This is a genomic window from Caballeronia sp., from assembly GCF_028292365.1.
GTDB lineage: Bacteria > Pseudomonadota > Gammaproteobacteria > Burkholderiales > Burkholderiaceae > Caballeronia.
This window is the reverse complement of record NZ_JAQGMM010000560.1, coordinates 1-15,485: the sequence shown is the minus strand read 5'-3', so window position 1 is coordinate 15,485 and position 15,485 is coordinate 1. Positions and strand designations below refer to the sequence as shown.

At 61.4% G+C, this 15,485-nt stretch carries 13 protein-coding genes and 2 pseudogenes; 7 read left to right on the top strand and 8 right to left on the bottom strand.

The genetic code is table 11. The annotated features are described in order from the left end of the window. From JWR14_RS33045 to JWR14_RS33035, 3 genes and pseudogenes are all read right to left on the bottom strand, one after another. Positions 1-897 (bottom strand): annotated as a pseudogene (locus JWR14_RS33045) (phosphoglycerate kinase); the annotation flags it as partial. Between the two features lie 486 nt (positions 898-1,383). Continuing rightward, positions 1,384-1,707 (bottom strand): AzlD domain-containing protein, encoded by a 324-nt coding sequence (locus JWR14_RS33040; protein ID WP_299717850.1) that lies wholly within the window; start codon positions 1,705-1,707, stop codon positions 1,384-1,386. Then, the gene (locus JWR14_RS33035; RefSeq protein WP_299717852.1) at positions 1,704-2,567 is read right to left on the bottom strand and encodes an AzlC family ABC transporter permease; all 864 of its coding nucleotides are present in this window, start codon (positions 2,565-2,567) and stop codon (positions 1,704-1,706) included. Before JWR14_RS33035 ends, JWR14_RS33040 begins: the two co-directional genes overlap by 4 nt. Positions 2,568-3,181: 614 nt before the next feature. Between JWR14_RS33035 and JWR14_RS33030 the strand changes: the two genes are divergently transcribed. The 6 genes from JWR14_RS33030 to JWR14_RS33005 all read left to right on the top strand — a co-directional run bounded on the left by JWR14_RS33030 (position 3,182) and on the right by JWR14_RS33005 (position 8,547). Next, positions 3,182-4,105, top strand: a complete 924-nt coding sequence (locus JWR14_RS33030; protein WP_299717848.1) for a branched-chain amino acid transaminase — start codon at positions 3,182-3,184, stop codon at positions 4,103-4,105. Between the two features lie 117 nt (positions 4,106-4,222). Next, a complete protein-coding gene (locus tag JWR14_RS33025) occupies positions 4,223-4,417 on the top strand; it encodes a zinc-finger domain-containing protein (RefSeq protein ID WP_047895834.1) in 195 nt (64 codons plus the stop codon). A 318-nt stretch (positions 4,418-4,735) separates the two neighbouring features. Continuing rightward, positions 4,736-5,785 (top strand): lipopolysaccharide heptosyltransferase II, encoded by a 1,050-nt coding sequence (gene waaF / locus JWR14_RS33020; protein WP_299717842.1) that lies wholly within the window; start codon positions 4,736-4,738, stop codon positions 5,783-5,785. 301 nt (positions 5,786-6,086) lie between these two features. Further along, a complete protein-coding gene (locus tag JWR14_RS33015) occupies positions 6,087-6,533 on the top strand; it encodes a nuclear transport factor 2 family protein (RefSeq protein WP_299717840.1) in 447 nt (148 codons plus the stop codon). A gap of 123 nt (positions 6,534-6,656) precedes the next feature. Continuing rightward, a complete protein-coding gene (locus JWR14_RS33010) occupies positions 6,657-7,952 on the top strand; it encodes an alpha/beta fold hydrolase (RefSeq protein ID WP_299717838.1) in 1,296 nt (431 codons plus the stop codon). Next, complete coding sequence (locus JWR14_RS33005) at positions 7,945-8,547, top strand: DUF2946 family protein (RefSeq protein WP_299717836.1); 603 nt, start codon at positions 7,945-7,947, stop codon at positions 8,545-8,547. The genes JWR14_RS33010 and JWR14_RS33005 overlap by 8 nt, the downstream gene beginning before the upstream one ends. A 6-nt stretch (positions 8,548-8,553) precedes the next feature. Here JWR14_RS33005 and JWR14_RS33000 read toward each other — a convergent pair whose 3' ends face one another. Then, positions 8,554-10,782, bottom strand: coding sequence for a M48 family metalloprotease (locus JWR14_RS33000; RefSeq protein ID WP_299717834.1), 2,229 nt, complete (start codon positions 10,780-10,782; stop codon positions 8,554-8,556). Between the two features lie 163 nt (positions 10,783-10,945). Between JWR14_RS33000 and moaC the strand changes: the two genes are divergently transcribed. After that, a complete protein-coding gene (gene moaC, locus JWR14_RS32995) occupies positions 10,946-11,425 on the top strand; it encodes a cyclic pyranopterin monophosphate synthase MoaC (protein WP_299717832.1) in 480 nt (159 codons plus the stop codon). A gap of 137 nt (positions 11,426-11,562) precedes the next feature. Here the strand turns inward: moaC and JWR14_RS32990 are convergent, their stop codons facing one another. From JWR14_RS32990 to JWR14_RS32975, 4 genes and pseudogenes are all read right to left on the bottom strand, one after another. After that, positions 11,563-13,383 (bottom strand): Wzy polymerase domain-containing protein, encoded by a 1,821-nt coding sequence (locus JWR14_RS32990; RefSeq protein ID WP_299717830.1) that lies wholly within the window; start codon positions 13,381-13,383, stop codon positions 11,563-11,565. 238 nt (positions 13,384-13,621) lie between these two features. Beyond that, on the bottom strand, positions 13,622-14,236 hold the full coding sequence (locus JWR14_RS32985) for a pilin (RefSeq protein WP_299717828.1): 615 nt from the start codon (positions 14,234-14,236) through the stop codon (positions 13,622-13,624). Positions 14,237-14,353: 117 nt separating this feature from the next. Continuing rightward, positions 14,354-15,064, bottom strand: a complete 711-nt coding sequence (locus JWR14_RS32980) for a TerC family protein (RefSeq protein WP_299717826.1) — start codon at positions 15,062-15,064, stop codon at positions 14,354-14,356. Between the two features lie 160 nt (positions 15,065-15,224). After that, positions 15,225-15,485: pseudogene (locus tag JWR14_RS32975) on the bottom strand (succinate--CoA ligase subunit alpha); the annotation flags it as partial.

Here is a 15,485-nt window from a genome sequence, read left to right as displayed (position 1 = left end):
CGGACCGATATCGAGAATCAGGTCATCGTCCTGCACCTGGTCCACGGCTTTCGTTTCGGCCTTCGCGGTCGCGGCGAATTCCTTTGCAGTCACGACATCGCTCGGAATTGGCACCGATGCACCCCGCGCCCGCGCTTCGCTGATGATGGTCTTGGCTTCATCGATGAGATCCTTCTCAGCCAGCGACTTGCCGATCTTCAACCCTGACGCGAGCATGAACGTATTGGCAATGCCGCCGCCTACGATCAGCTGATCCACTTTCTCCGCCAGCGACTTGAGGATAGTAAGTTTCGTCGATACCTTCGATCCCGCGACAATCGCGACCAGCGGACGCTTCGGCTCGCCGAGCGCCTTGCCCAATGCATCGAGTTCAGCGGCGAGCAGCGGGCCGGCGCACGCGACGGGCGCGTATTTCGCGATGCCGTGCGTGGTCGCTTCCGCCCGATGCGCGGTGCCGAACGCGTCGTTCACGTAGATATCGCAGAGTTTGGCGAGCTTCTGTGACAGCGCGTCGTCGTTCTTCTTCTCACCCTTGTTGCAGCGGCAGTTTTCAAGCAGTACGACCTGACCCGGCTGCACCTACACGCCGTCAACCCAGTCGGCAATCAGCGGGACGTCGCGGCCGAGCAATTCGCCCAGACGCTTGGCGACCGGCGCAAGCGAATCTTCAGGCTTGAACTGCCCTTCCGTCGGGCGGCCGAGATGGGACGTGACCATGACGGCGGCGCCCGCTGCCAGCGCTTGTTGAATGGCCGGCACCGAAGCGCGCACGCGCGTGTCTTCGGTAATGTTGCCTTGGTCATCCTGCGGGACGTTCAGGTCGGCGCGGATGAAAACGCGTTTGCCGGACACTTTGCCTTCGGCGATCAGATCGGTGAAACGCAATACTTTCGTCATGGGAGTCAGCGGGTGAGCGAGTAATTGGAAAGCGGTTCGGGCGAGTTGAATCTGCGCGCCGTGGCTTTAGGCCAGCGGGCTCACAAAGGTCGCTACGGGGAAATTGAAGTGCTCAAATCCATTCCGGCGGCAAGCCGGCGTGTGCGCAACATCGCAAGGCGACTAACGCCAAGCGGACGATTCGGACAACGAGTCGAACAAGCAAGGTAATGCGGAGGCGACGAAACGAGGCGTGCCGCGCCTTTCGCCGGTGACCTGGAGACCCGGCCAACGAGGCGTTGCAGCGAAGAATGGAGCGAGTGAAGCTGGTGTGCGGTGACTGCCGGATACACGTTTCGACCTCATTCGATACGACAGCGAGAGCGCCATTTTAACCGATACCCATGCCCGTCCGACGCAGGAAACGCAAATCCCCAAGATTCGGGATTAGTGAGTTTGCGATGGCGTGGATACCACGTTGCATGACGCGCCGCAGCAAAACCAGCGTCAGGCGAACAGCCGCAACGCCGTAAAGACAACCATGCCGACGACGATAGTCCCAAGCATGCCGCGGCGCCAAAGAAACCAGGCGAGACCGCACAGGGAAGCGTAAAGCGCGTGATTCGAGAAAGCGACCGACAGGCCAGTTGACGTCGTCAAAAGATCCGGCACGACGACTGCAACCAGTGCGGCAGCCGGCGCGTAGCGCAGGGCGCGCTGCACACGCTCGGGCAGGATCATGCGCTCGCCGCCGATCAAAAACAGCGCACGCGTGATGCCCGTGATCAGCCCCATTCCAGCGATGGCCAGCCAGACTTGCGCGGCGCTCATCGTGCGCTCCGGGTGCGTTTGGGGCTGACCGGCGATTTGTCGAGACCGGATGAAGGATCGAACGAGGGTTGCAGTGGCTCGGCTTCGGTGAGACGCGGAGCGGGATTTTCCACATCCACACGCCTTGGCACGCCGCTGGTCTTGCGCCCTGCGCCTAGCTTCTCGGCCATGACATCGACGAAAGTTCCGGCGAGCAGGGCCGCCGCCACGGCCAGTGGTAATGAAAGCCGGTACGGCAAGTCCAGCGTAACCAGCGCAATCACGCTCGCCACGCCAACGGCCGCGAGCGTGGAGCGCGTAGCGATCGCCGAGACAATCAGCGGAATCAGCGCAAGCGTGCCAGCGAGCTCGAGGCCCCAGTTGTCGGGGAAAAGGCTCGCGAGCAGGATTCCCACTATTGACGAGATCTGCCAGGAGGACCAGCTCGTCGCGGCCATGCCCCAGAAAAACGCCTCCTTGCCCGGCTGATAACCGGTCGGGAAATTACGCTTCTGGAACATCAGGTAAATGATGTCGCCATTGAAATAGCCGAGCACCAGCCGCCGGCGCAACGGCAGATAGGCGAAATGGGGCGCAAGCCCGGCACTGAAAATGACGAACCGCAAGTTGACCATGGCGGCAGTCAGCAAGATGGTCCAGAGCGGAAGCTTGGCGGCGAACAATGGCAGCACAGCCAGTTGCGACGATCCCGCGTAGGCCGCGAGCGACATCCCGAGCGCCTGCGGCACGGTCAGCACGGACTTGGCCATCGCAATGCCTGTGACGAGGCCCCACGAGAACGTGGCCGGAACCGCCGGAGAGAGGGTTTTGACGCCATCGAGAAACGCGCGTCGGTTGAGGTCTGACAGCCGGTCGAACATGGAGATTGGTGCGAGTCGCGGTGTGCTTGTGCGGTTGAGCGGCGGATCCAGCGGATCCGGCGAAGAACGGGCAAGGGCCCGACGACCAGCGCCGACCCGTTGCGGATCGAGACTGAATCGCTGTCCAGGATGACCAAAACGTGACCCGACACCACCGCCTGAGCCTTGAATCGCGCCGAGTCTCATGTCCTGTCTCAGGCCCACCCATCCAGATGGAGGCCTTTCGGCCGTCCCTCAGGTTTGCTTTCGAACCGCAACGTTGACTGCAGCCTGAGCACATCGCGTGACGGCGAAAGGCAAATTATAGCGTCGTGAAAGGCGTCAAATGGCCGACGACGCCCATTTTTTGATCGAAAAGACGCTAAAATGACGGTCTTTGGCCGCCCGGCCGTTTGCCGGTTTTGCACTGGAATCCATGCCCCGCGCGCTGTCTCCGGACAGGCGCCTCGGCTCGGAACAAGGCGCATAAAGCCCGTTGTCATCGCCATGCTCGTCAAGCGGGCGAAAGATGCGGACGTTTAGCTGGTGAAACAAACTGGCATAAGCTGGCGAAATAAGCCGGTGCAACGGGCAGCCCACTCAATATCTGCACACTACTCGCCAGGAGAAATCGTATGTCAATGGCCGACCGCGACGGCAAGATCTGGATGGATGGCAAGCTGATCGACTGGCGCGACGCCAACATCCACGTGCTCACCCACACGCTGCATTACGGCATGGGCGTTTTTGAAGGCGTGCGCGCCTACAAGACCGGCAACGGCACGTCGATCTTTCGCCTGAAAGACCACACCAAGCGCCTGCTCAACTCCGCCAAGATCTTCCAGATGGAAGTACCGTTCGACCACGCAACGCTCGAAGCCGCGCAACTCGAAGTGGTCAGCGTGAACAAACTGGAATCGTGCTATATCCGGCCGATCATCTGGGTGGGATCGGAGAAACTGGGGGTATCGGCGAAAGGCAACACCATTCACGTCGCAATCGCTGCGTGGCCGTGGGGCGCCTATCTCGGCGACGACGGCATTGCGAAGGGCATTCGCGTGAAGACGTCATCGTTCACGCGCCATCATGTGAATGTCTCCATGGTTCGCGCGAAGGCGTCCGGCTGGTACGTGAATTCGATTCTCGCGAATCAGGAAGCCATCACCGACGGTTACGACGAAGCGCTGCTGCTCGACGTGGACGGTTACGTGTCCGAAGGCTCCGGTGAAAACTTCTTCCTGGTGAACAACGGCAAGCTGTACACGCCGGACCTGGCTTCGTGCCTGGACGGTATCACGCGCGACACGGTCATCACGCTCGCACGCGACTTCGGCATTCAGGTGATCGAAAAGCGCATCACGCGCGACGAGGTTTACACCTGCGACGAAGCCTTCTTCACCGGCACGGCCGCTGAAGTCACGCCGATCCGCGAGTTGGACAATCGCACCATCGGCGAAGGCAAGCGTGGTCCGATCACGGAGAAGCTGCAAAGCGCTTTCTTCGATATCGTGAGCGGCAAGAACGAAAAGTACGCCGATTGGCTTGCGCAGGTTAAGTAGCCTTAAGTGCAATCCGACGCATGACGTGCTGCGGTGAGACTGGCTTTCCGGGTTCGAATCTCCAACTCGAAAAACCAAGCTCACCGCGTCCCCAGACTAGAACGAACGAGATTCCTCATGAGCGAACTGAAGGAAATGCCGCTGGTCCAGTTGTCGGCGAAAGATGTGCCGGCGTTCTGCCCGAACCCCAACATGCCGCGCTGGAGCACGCATCCGCGCGTTTTCCTCGATATCTCCCACGGCGAAGCGCGTTGCCCGTATTGCGGCACGCGCTACAAGCTGAAAGACGGCGAAACGATCAAGGGTCATTGAATCTTCGTGACTCTTCGCGACTCTTCGACTTCGCGAAAAGAAGCGGCTTGCGGCTTGAACCACGCCGCCCGCTTTTTCTCGCGGCCACTAACCATGTTGTGCTGCAATCAGCCGATGCTGCCGCCGATCCCGTTGAACACCACGCTCCGGCCGCGCTCCCTATCCGGAAAAGCACTGAAAGCACAACACCTCGCGCCTCGACGCCGGACAATCCGGGTACCGGACACTGGATGCCGGGCGCCTTCCCCCAAAATTGCAACAACGCGCCCGCCTGCCAAGGTGTGAGCTGCGTTATTTTTGAGACTGGAACTTACATAAATGCGTCGCGCGTTGGTTATCGCACCGAACTGGATTGGTGACGCATTGATGGCGCAGCCGCTGTTTTCGCTGCTGAAAAAGCTGCATCCGCGCATTGTCATCGATGCTGTCGCGCCCGCCTGGGTCGCACCCGTGCTGGAACGGATGCCCGAGATCCACGACGTCTACGCCACCGATCTCGCCCACGGCAAGCTGCAAATGCTGCGGCGCTGGCAACTCGCGAGCGATCTGCGCGACGTGGGTTACGACGCCGCGTACGTGCTGCCAAACTCGTTCAAATCGGCGCTGATTCCGTGGATGGCGGGGATCAACCTGCGCGTCGGCTACACGGGCGAGAGCCGTTATGGCCTGCTCAACGTGCGGCACGCGAATCCGGCCAAGGGTCAACGCCCGCCCATGGTGGGCCAGTACGCCGCCCTCGCCTACGCGCCGGGCGCGAAGCTGCCTTGGATGCAGGAAAACGCTACGGTTCCCATGCCGGTGCCGCGACTCGATACCGACCTGAACGAAGCCGCGCGCGTCTCCGCCCGCTTTAATCTCGATACGCGTGCGCCGCTCGTCGTGTTTTGTCCGGGTGCGGAATACGGTCCGGCAAAACGCTGGCCGCCGGAGCATTTCGCGACGCTCGCGCAGTTCATCGCGCAGTCGTTTCCGTATGCACGGATCGTCGCGCTCGGGTCGCCAAAAGACTCGCCCATCGCACAGGCCATTGCCGATCGCGCGCCGAACGTGCGCAACCTGTGCGGGCAAACGTCGCTCGGCGAAGCCTGCGCGCTGATCTCTCGCGCGAGCGCGGTCGTCACCAACGATTCCGGCCTGATGCATGTGGCTGCCGCGCTGCGCCGCCCGCTGGTGGCCGTGTTCGGCTCGACCGACCCGCGCCACACGCCGCCCCTCTCCGATCTCGCAAAGGTACAATGGCTGCACCTCGAATGCAGTCCTTGCTTTGCCCGCGAGTGCCCGCTGGGTCATTTGAACTGTTTGCGTGAACTCGGCGCCGAGCAGGTTTTCGGCGATTTACGCGGCATGTTGATGATGCAGCGTCATTAAGGCGGAGATTGAGCTGGAGCGGCTTCGGCGCCACAGCTCATGCTGATCGAGCGGGTTTGGCCGGGCCGCTTCGAAGATTGCTTCATGACTTCGTCAGGGCAACATCTGCCACGCCCGCTTCGCCGGCGCCGTGTCCGCGTCCTCCCGAGTTCCCATCGGCGGCGCGTTTGCGGCTCCTGGCAAGTCCTGACATGCCAATGTCCCTAAGCCGGGGCATGCTTTTGAAACTTGACCGAACCGTGGCGCTTTACTGTCCGGGAACATCGGGCGCCATGCATCGACCGTTAGAGACCCACTAGCCATGCCACGTTTTGCCCGCCTCTTCGAAGCCGCCGCCGATACCCTCAATGCCTATTACCAGGCTGTCGCGGAGGGCAATATCGACAGCGTCATGGCGCTCTGGATCGACGAGGAATTCGCCACCTTCATCTGTGCGGACGGCTCGCATCTGAGCGGCCTGGACAGTATTCGCGCGGGCCTGGCGGCGCAACTGGGAAACCGGCCGGTCACGGTCGAGCCGCTCGATATCCGCGTATACGACAGTCTCGGCACCGTGGTGTACGCCATCGCTGAAGCGCATCAGCCTTCCGAACCGGGCAGCACGCCCGTCATGGTGTTCAGCACCTATGTGATGGTCCACGAACGTGGCGAATGGCGCATTGCACATATCCACGCTAGTGCGATGCCAGACGAAGCCGCAGGCCAAGTTGCGGCGAAAATGCGACATGGACAAGGTCCACTGCATTGACATCGTTTTTGCGGGTACGCTGGGCGGGGTAGCCGGCGTCCGCGGCTCGACGATTGCTGTCACAGTTTGATCTGCAGACCGTCGGCATCCGTTCGCATCCTGCATCCTGTTCGAAGACGCGCCATGAAACGCGATCACGCTCATCTAATTCCTGACGCTCCGGCGCTGGCGCCCCCCTCTGCGCTTGAGCAAAACGCTTCGGCAGCTCTCAACGCAGCGAGCCAGACAACGCTTGAACCGCTGGCCGAATGGCTGTACCGAGCGCCTCGATGGCTGCCTACCGCGCACGCACAGACTATTGTTCCGGCGTTGTTCGCACAGCGGCCGACGGTGAAATACCGACGGGAAAGGTGGACGACCCCGGACGGCGATTTCATCGATCTTGACTGGCTGGCTTATGACGTTGAAGGTGAAGGCAACAGGCGCGTTCATTCCGATGCCGCCACCGCGAACGGTTCGCACCCCTCGCACTCCGCTCCGCGCGAGCCTCGAAACTCCGCCGCAAAACCGTTCGATGAAGCCGCAGCCTTGCACAATGGCGTCAGCGGCTGCACGGGCGCGACGCGAGCTCCCGAGCCGACAGCCCCGCTCTTTGTGCTCTTCCACGGACTCGAAGGCAGCTCGGACTCGCATTACGCACGCGTGCTGATGGCCGAAGCGAAGGCGCGCGGCTGGTTTGGCGTGGTGCCGCATTTCCGCAGTTGCGGCGGCTCGATGAATCTCCTCCCGCGCTTCTACCATCTCGCCGATAGCGCCGAAGTCGACTGGGTCCTGCGTCGGTTGAAGGCGCAACACGCCGGGCCGGTGATCGCGGCGGGGGTATCGTTGGGCGGAAACGTGCTGTTGCGATGGTTATGCGAGCAGGAGCAGGACGCGGCCGCCATTCTGGATGCCGCTGCCGCAATCTCCGCTCCTCTCGATGTCCACGCCGGCGGCCACGCGATATCGCAGGGTTTCGGCATGGTCTACACGCGCAGCTTCCTCAAGACGCTCAAGCGCAAGGCGCTGGCGAAACTCGACCAGTATCCCGGCCTGTTCGACCGCGACGCCATGCTCGCAGCGCGCACCATGCACGCCTTCGATAACGCCGTGACCGCGCCGCTTCACGGTTTCCGCGATACCGAGGACTACTGGACCCGCGCCACAACGCGGCCCTATCTGCCGCGTATCGCCATTCCAACCCTGGTCCTGAACGCCCGCAACGATCCGTTCCTGCCTGGACGGGTGTTGCCGTCGGCGGCGGAAGTTTCCGCGGCTGTGACCCTCGATCAACCCGCGCATGGCGGCCACGTCGGTTTCATGACCGGGCCGTTTCCGGGGCGGATCGACTGGTTATCGCAGCGGGTTTTCGGCTATTTGCAGACCCATGTGCATCACGCGCATCACGTTCCACACCAAACGGATTCCGAGCATGGATGAGATCGTCAAACAGGCGCTGGCCAAATGGCCCAACGTTCCGCATTGCACCGGCTGGCTGCTGCTCGACCGGCGCGGCCAGTGGCGCATGCGCGACGACACCACGCAGGCGGCAGGTCTTCCCGGCGATATCATCCGGCACGACGCGTTGCTGGGTTTCATCAACCGCAATTACGCCGCCGATGCCGACGGCCAGTGGTTCTTTCAAAACGGCCCGCAGCGCGTGTATGTGGAACTGGGTTACACGCCGTGGATCGTGCGGCTGAGTGAGATATCCGATGAGACCGATGGCGCGCTGCGGCTGACCGATCACGCAGGCGGGCGGTTTGAGCCGACAGCGGTTTGGCTCGACGATGAAGGTGGCGTGCTGTTTTCGGACGACGCCGATGCGTCGGATGTGCCCCGTTCGCCCCGCGTCGCCGCGTTGCACGATCACGATCTTGATCTGTTTTCCACGCACGCCGATCTCGACGATAACGGCGGCGTATTCCATTTCGCGGCTGGCCTGGACCTGACGCTGGGGCGTATCGAACGAGCCGATGTGCCGGGCAAGTTTGGCTTTGTCACCAGCCCGGCGGCGAAAGCGGCGGCCTCGTAAAGCCTCCTAACTATCGTCCTTCTCCAACTCGCGCTCTTCTTTGTAGCGTGCCTGGAAGTCGCGTAGACGCGCCGAAATAGTCGATAAATCGTAGAAACTCGCGCTCTTGAGATCGCGGGCAGCTTCCAATTGCCGGATCGCGGAAGGCCATGCGCCATCGAGCGCAAGTTTCTCGGCCATCGCGCGATGCTGCTGCATTGGATCATTCGCGCCGACACTCGCCTGAGCCAGATATCGCCACCAGTCGGGCTGGGTCGGATCGGCGCGCGTTTCGCGGCGGGCGAGCGCCTGGGCATCGGTAAAACGACGCGCGGATAACAACGCCTGCAAGTGCGTTTCGACGGCCGCGTGGGAATCGGGCCAGCGCTCCTGGGCAATTTCGGCGAGATGGACGGCTTCGGCGTCGTGACCTGAGAGGCGCGCGATCTCGGCGGCGAGGACATCGAGGCTCGGGGAACTGCGCGGTAGACGGCTTGTAACGACGATGGGGCTGAGGTTCACAATTGGGGCGGTTGACGAACCCGCGGCGTTTAGCGATGCGAGAGCCGTGCTGGCTAGCGAGGCGACATCGACGGAAGGAGCGGGGGTGTTGCTTGATGGCGTGCTTGCAGCGCTTTTTTCAACGCGTTGTACGGTGGCGCGTCCGGGTGATTCAGACGATACCGGCGGCGTGCCCGCTGCTCTTGTTGCGTTTTGCCGGAGTTGTGGCGAGAGCGACCGGGCGCCCGGTTCACTCTTGGACGTCCAGCGCGATTCCACCGAAACGGGTCGCGCGCTCGATTCACTCGTGGTCGTCCGGTGCGCTTCCGCCGATAACGACTGAGCATCCGAGTCATGCGCCTTAGCCCCGCGCGATTCCGTTGATATAGACCGCATGCCCGATTCGCGTTTTACCGCACCCGCGCCTGCATCCTCATGCCTCTCGCGGCCCTCAAACGCCCGCCGCGCTTCACCCAACGCTTCCGCCGCGGCCCCATAGTCGCCCACTAGCGTCTGCGCGAGCGCGACTCCGTACCAGTTCGCCGATACATTCAGCGCGGTCTCATCGTTGATTTCAGAGCGCAAGCGGCTGGCGATATCGCGATATTCACTCGCCGACTTGACCTGCAACACGCGCGCCCGTGCCCGTACAAAACCGTACTCTGGCCCCTGGCGAGGTTGTCGATACGACACCCGGCGTGCCCGGTCCTCCATGTCGGCCATGCGCTCACCGGTCAGCGGATGCGTGCGCAGATACGGCGGCAAGCCGTTATCGCCCATGGCCGTACGGTCGAGGCGCGCGAAAAAGGCGACCATCGCGTAGGGATCGTAGCCGGCCGCGCTCAGCATCTGGAAGCCGACGCGGTCCGCCTCGCGTTCCGCCGCGCGCGAAAAACGCAACTGGCTATCGATCGCGAAGGCCTGGCCGCCCATCGCGATGCCCATGCCCAGATCGCCGCTATGCGCCACCACGCCCGCCAGCAGACCAAACAGCATGGCCGCGAGCGCCGCATACGTGCTGCGCTCGCTCGTGCTCATCATGCGAGCGATGTGCCGCTGCAGCACGTGTCCCATCTCGTGTCCAACCACCGATGCCAGCTCCGACTCCGTCTCGGTCGTCGAGATCAAGCCCGTGTTCACGCCGATAAAACCACCGGGCATCGAAAACGCGTTGATCTGCGAATCGCGGACGGGGAAAAGATCGAAGTCGGGTAGATAGCTGCCGATATATTGCGATGTCGCCGCCGCCGATAACCGCGTCGCAATCGAATTCAGGTAGTCGCGGATGAGCCAGTCATCGAGATAATCGGGATCGCGGCGCAGATCGCGCATCAGCCGCTCGCCGAGGCGGCGCTCGGCTTGCGGGGTCAGCGTGCCGCCGGAACCATCGCCGAGATCGGGCAGCTGGAGCGCGTTCATCGACGCCTGGAGACCCGCTTTTTCACCCGGGCGGTTCGCGAAACGGGTTTCGGCGCCACCGTAGAGACCGAAAACGTTGGCGTCGATGGTGGTTGGGTTTGCGCTTGTCGATATGGTCGCGGGCGGGAATGGTGCTGGTGCTGGATCGGGGAGGAGCCTGGTGGTGAGGGGCGGGCTCTGTGTGAGGGAGGTATTCGGTGTATGCAGCGTGGCCGAAGAGGCCGCCGTGTTCGACGTGTTCGCACTTCGTGCGGCTGAAATCGCTTGCGCGAACGCGCCGGGCGGCATGCCCACGGTCAGGCACAACATGACAGCAACTAGTCGATTTGGACGCATGGCAAACTCTGCTATACGGGCGCCGAGGTGGCTCGAGGCCGACGGCTCAAACGCTGCGAACGGATAAGCGAAAACGACTTGAAAGGCTTATCGTAGCAGCGTGCGCGCGGCTGGACCACTCGTGCGCCGCTGTTATGATGAGCGCCCGTTGCAAGGAGAAGTTATGTCCGGACTTACACATTTCGATGCTTCTGGCGAAGCGCACATGGTCGATGTCGGCGACAAAAGCGAGACGCGGCGAGTGGCCATCGCGCGCGGCTCGATCGTCATGCTGCCCGCCACGCTCGCGCTGATCCGCGACGGCAAGGCCAAAAAAGGCGATGTACTCGGCGTCGCGCGAATCGCGGCGATCCAGGGCGCGAAACGTACCTCCGATCTGATCCCGTTATGCCATCCGCTGGCATTGACCCGGGTGGCGGTGGATTTTTCGATCGATGAAAATCTACCGGGCGTGTTTTGCGAAGTACGCGTGGAAACGGTTGGGCGCACAGGCGTGGAGATGGAAGCGCTGACCGCCGTGCAAGTGGGCCTGCTGACGGTTTATGACATGTGCAAAGCAGTGGATCGCGGAATGACAATCACCAATGTGAGGGTGCTGGAGAAGCACGGCGGGAAATCGGGAGATTGGGTGGCGGGGAGTTGATCACGGAACGCCTGACTAGTTAGCCAAGAAAAAGGCAGTTCCAACGCAAGTCGGAACTGCCTTTCTCTTTTAGCCGTCATCGATCTCTTCGAATTCAAGACTCGCAGTCACAGCGAAGTCGTCGATCAAACCCCCTCTCAATCATCGTCGTCATCACTATCATCGTCATTGGTCGTCGGTGTGGGCACGCCATACAGCTTCATCAGGTCGGCCTTAAACCCGGCCAACTGCTTACCCTGATCATCGAGTAACTGATAAACGTCGGACAGTTGTTGCGGCCAGTCGTGAAGCTCGGTGGAGAATATCTGCAACCGGGCGATGGTATCGAGCGCATCCTGCGACTGTCCGGCCAACGCCTGCAACACCGCATAACGCCGCAACACCGTTTCCCCCGGCAACAACGCCAGTGCCTGACGATGCATCGCGAGCTTCGTAGCGAGATCCTGGCTGTTCATCGGCAGCAATGTCGCGGCGCCATACTCACCCCAGGCGCGGAACAAAAACGACGGATCTGCTCGATATTGCTCAGCCGGCTGCGAGCCGTAATAGAGCACTTCCGAGCGGTTGTAGTCGCGCAAGATGGGGTACAGCGAAGCGAGTCCAAGCACCACCAGCACAACATACAACCCATACGAAAACGACCGTGATACCCATCGCACCGGCCGCGTTTCAAGCAAGCCAAAAATCAGCATCGCGGGCATCAGGTAGAACATGTACTGCTGCGGATACTCAACCAGCGCATGCATCATCAGCACGCCCAGCAGCGACAACGCGAAGATCCGCGCCGGCGTATGCGGCGCACGCAGCACACGCACGAGCCAGCACACCACGCTGAACAACACGATCGCCATGCCCAGCAAACCGGTTTTCGCGAGCAAGTCGATGAAGATATCGTGCGAATTGTTCGCAATCTCCACGCCGCCCAACTCCCGCACGAACTCGAACTGATGCAGCGGAAACTCACCCCAGCCGACACCCAGCAACGGATGCGTCAGGAACATGGTCCAGCCGTACTTCCACAGCGCAAGCCGCGGCGCAATCTGGTTTGCGTCCTGCATCCGCTCCGCCGCCGATTGACCGAGTTCCAGCTGAAACCGCAAGTTCGCCCAGCGAATCGCCGCGTTCACGGCGAAGAACAATACCAGTAGCACGATCGGAATCAGCCACGCGCGCGTCTTGCTGCGAGCAGCATGACTCGCAGGACCATCCGGGTCGTCGGCCACGGTCGCGCGGCCCTGAATGAAGGCCATCCAGAGTCCCGCGACCACGATCACGCCCATCTGCAACCAAGGTCCCCGCGACACCGTCAACGCGAGGCCTGCCGAAAATATCGCGGACAAGACGAACCAAACGGTCATCGGCAACCGTCGTGTCTGCACCAGATACAGCGCACCTGCCGTCGCGAACGCAATGTAGGTGGCAAGGTGATTCGCCTGCGCCATGTTGCCAAACGGTCGCCGTTCGATCGTAACGTTGTAAGCCACCACGAACGGCGAAAACTTCGACTCCATGTGGAACAACTGCACGACTTGGCAGAACACGGCAAACAAACCACCGACGATCAGCGCCGCCGCACCCCAGCGCAACACCTTCTCGCCCAGACCCGCGCGCACGAAGCCATAACCTGTATGCACCGCGATAAACGATGCCAACAGATAGCCGCCGCCGAGCCAGTTCATCGACGGCTGCGACACCGGTAAAACCACCGTCTGCGCCACGAGCAGCAAGCCGAGCACAAGCGGCATCAACGCGATGACCGGCGTCGCGAACGGCACGCGTGGCTCGGACAGACGCACGAACAGCGCCATTCCTCCACCAAGCGCCAGGAACAGTGCAAGTGCGCTGAACTCGGCGTAGAAGGTCGGAATGGGATAGGTGTGGTTGACGACCGCGAACGGGATCGTCAACGCCAGACAGAGGACAGCAAGAGAAAAGTAGCGCGCGATGTTTGAAGGCATGTGGGGTCGGGAACGTCGGCAACCGGCGCACTATACAAAAAATTACTCATGCTGTGCGGCGCCTGGCATGAAATGCGCCGAAATCACTGTCATTCCTGAAAATTCCGTGGTGGTTTCGGCAAAACATCGAGGCTGCCCGCAATCCGCGTGCTCGCTCACGAGCGTCATGACGACGGTTCATCGCGATTACGGTTTCATGCGGCCAGCCTTTCAGTTTTTCTCAATGCCTTTTCGACACTTAAGTCCGGCATTCCGGTGGCGAGAGATTAGGCGGTAATGTGGGTGCTTCCGAAGGTGAAGGACCCGCGCCCGGCGCCGGCAAGGACGATGCCGTTTTCGTGGCGGCGAAACATTCCCACGTGATCGATCCGGCCTGAACCGAACCCTTCGTCAGAACGGTCCGTGCAGTCGGCGTCTCGGCGTTGTCCGGCGTTGACGGCACAAGCACGAGCGTATTCGATCCAGCCGGCGCCACACGCGTGGAAAACGCGATGGTGACCTGTCCGTTGGTATCGTCGACATGAATTGACTCCACGTTGCGCGTCCCCGGCGGCGACGAATATCCACCGCCCAGGTCAGAACCGCTCGCGGCATTTTCCGCCACCGCCAAGCGTGCCGACGATGCCAGTGACAAGCCCTCGCCCACCCGGCTGCGCGCCAGATAATCCTGATAAGCCGGAATGGCGTACGCCGCGACCACACCGACAATTGCCAGCACGATCATCAACTCGATCAACGTGAAGCCCATCCCGAAGCGCTGTATCTTGCCGCGCGTGATCAGCCTTCGAAACCACGCCTTGCTGCTACCGACTCCATCTACCCTGCACACCGCTGCTGTCATTGCTGCTGCCATTGCTGAACTCCCAAAAAGACGAAGCGCCTGGTTGCATGATGCAATCCAGACGCTTCGATCTTATTGAGTGTTACCCGGTCTCAACAGTCAGCCTGACGGCCTATGGCTTGACCGAAATCAGTGCGCGACTTTCGCTTCCTTCGCCAGCACACGCCGCCGAAAGTACCAGCCGAAGGCCAGCACCAGCGCCGCGCCGGCCACGTGCGCCGTGTACTCGGCGCCCAGCACGTTCAACGCGGGCCAGCGGTCCAGGAACGGGTCGTCGATCATCAATCCGCCCGCGATCCAGCCGAGCAAACCAGCGCCGAGCGCAATCACGATCGGGAATTTGTCGAGCAGCTTGAGCACCAGCGTACTGCCCCATACGATCAACGGAATGCTCACCAACAAGCCAAAGATAACCAGCGCCAATCGATGCTGCGGATCGGCCGCTTCGGCAGCACCGGCCACGGCGATCACGTTGTCGAGGCTCATCACGGCATCGGCCACGATGATTGTCTTGATCGCGGCCCAAAGCTGGTCGGTCGGCTTGATATTCGGGTCGCTGTGATCCGGCATCATGAGCTTCACGCCGATCCACAACAACATAAGCCCGCCGACGAACTTGAGGAATGGGATGTCGAGCAGCACGACGGCGAACGAGATCAACGCGACCCGCAGCACAATGGCTCCGAGCGTGCCGAGCAGCACGCCGCGCGTGCGTTGCTCCGGCGGTAAATTCCTGCAGGCGAGCGCGATGACGACGGCGTTATCGCCGCCAAGAAGGATATCGATAACGATAATCTGTAGAACAGCGCCCCAATGGAGCGTGGCGAAAAATTCGAGCATGAAAAAACCGGTGAACGACACGACAGCGACAGAAAAAACGCGCGATAAAAAAAGCGGGGAAGCCTTAGCTCCCCCGCTTTTAGAATCGACGTTTTACGAAAGACTTACGTAAGCATAACGCAGCCCTGCGTTTTCTGTCGATCGGCCATTCCTTAAACCCTTAAAGCATCGCCTTCAACAGACGCGCCATTTCCGACGGGTTCTTCGTGACGGTAATACCGCATGCTTCCATGATTTCCAGCTTGGCATCGGCCGTATCCGCACCGCCCGAAATCAGCGCGCCCGCGTGACCCATGCGCTTGCCGGCCGGAGCCGTGACGCCCGCGATGAAGCCAACCACCGGCTTCTTCATGTTGTCCTTGATCCAGTAAGCCGCGTTCGCTTCGTCCGGGCCACCGATCTCGCCGATCATGATCACGGC

Excerpts from the sequence above, each read along its gene's own strand:
- waaF (WP_299717842.1), top strand. The coding sequence starts at position 4,736 with ATGCGTCGCGCGTTGGTTATCGCACCGAACTGGATTGGTGACGCATTG.
- JWR14_RS33025 (WP_047895834.1), top strand. The coding sequence starts at position 4,223 with ATGAGCGAACTGAAGGAAATGCCGCTGGTCCAGTTGTCGGCGAAAGAT.
- moaC (WP_299717832.1), top strand. The coding sequence starts at position 10,946 with ATGTCCGGACTTACACATTTCGATGCTTCTGGCGAAGCGCACATGGTC.
- JWR14_RS33040 (WP_299717850.1), bottom strand. The coding sequence starts at position 1,707 with ATGAGCGCCGCGCAAGTCTGGCTGGCCATCGCTGGAATGGGGCTGATC.
- JWR14_RS32980 (WP_299717826.1), bottom strand. The coding sequence starts at position 15,064 with ATGCTCGAATTTTTCGCCACGCTCCATTGGGGCGCTGTTCTACAGATT.
- JWR14_RS33035 (WP_299717852.1), bottom strand. The coding sequence starts at position 2,567 with ATGTTCGACCGGCTGTCAGACCTCAACCGACGCGCGTTTCTCGATGGC.
- JWR14_RS33005 (WP_299717836.1), top strand. The coding sequence starts at position 7,945 with ATGGATGAGATCGTCAAACAGGCGCTGGCCAAATGGCCCAACGTTCCG.
- JWR14_RS32985 (WP_299717828.1), bottom strand. The coding sequence starts at position 14,236 with ATGGCAGCAGCAATGACAGCAGCGGTGTGCAGGGTAGATGGAGTCGGT.
- JWR14_RS33000 (WP_299717834.1), bottom strand. The coding sequence starts at position 10,782 with ATGCGTCCAAATCGACTAGTTGCTGTCATGTTGTGCCTGACCGTGGGC.
- JWR14_RS33030 (WP_299717848.1), top strand. The coding sequence starts at position 3,182 with ATGTCAATGGCCGACCGCGACGGCAAGATCTGGATGGATGGCAAGCTG.
- JWR14_RS33015 (WP_299717840.1), top strand. The coding sequence starts at position 6,087 with ATGCCACGTTTTGCCCGCCTCTTCGAAGCCGCCGCCGATACCCTCAAT.
- JWR14_RS33010 (WP_299717838.1), top strand. The coding sequence starts at position 6,657 with ATGAAACGCGATCACGCTCATCTAATTCCTGACGCTCCGGCGCTGGCG.
- JWR14_RS32990 (WP_299717830.1), bottom strand. The coding sequence starts at position 13,383 with ATGCCTTCAAACATCGCGCGCTACTTTTCTCTTGCTGTCCTCTGTCTG.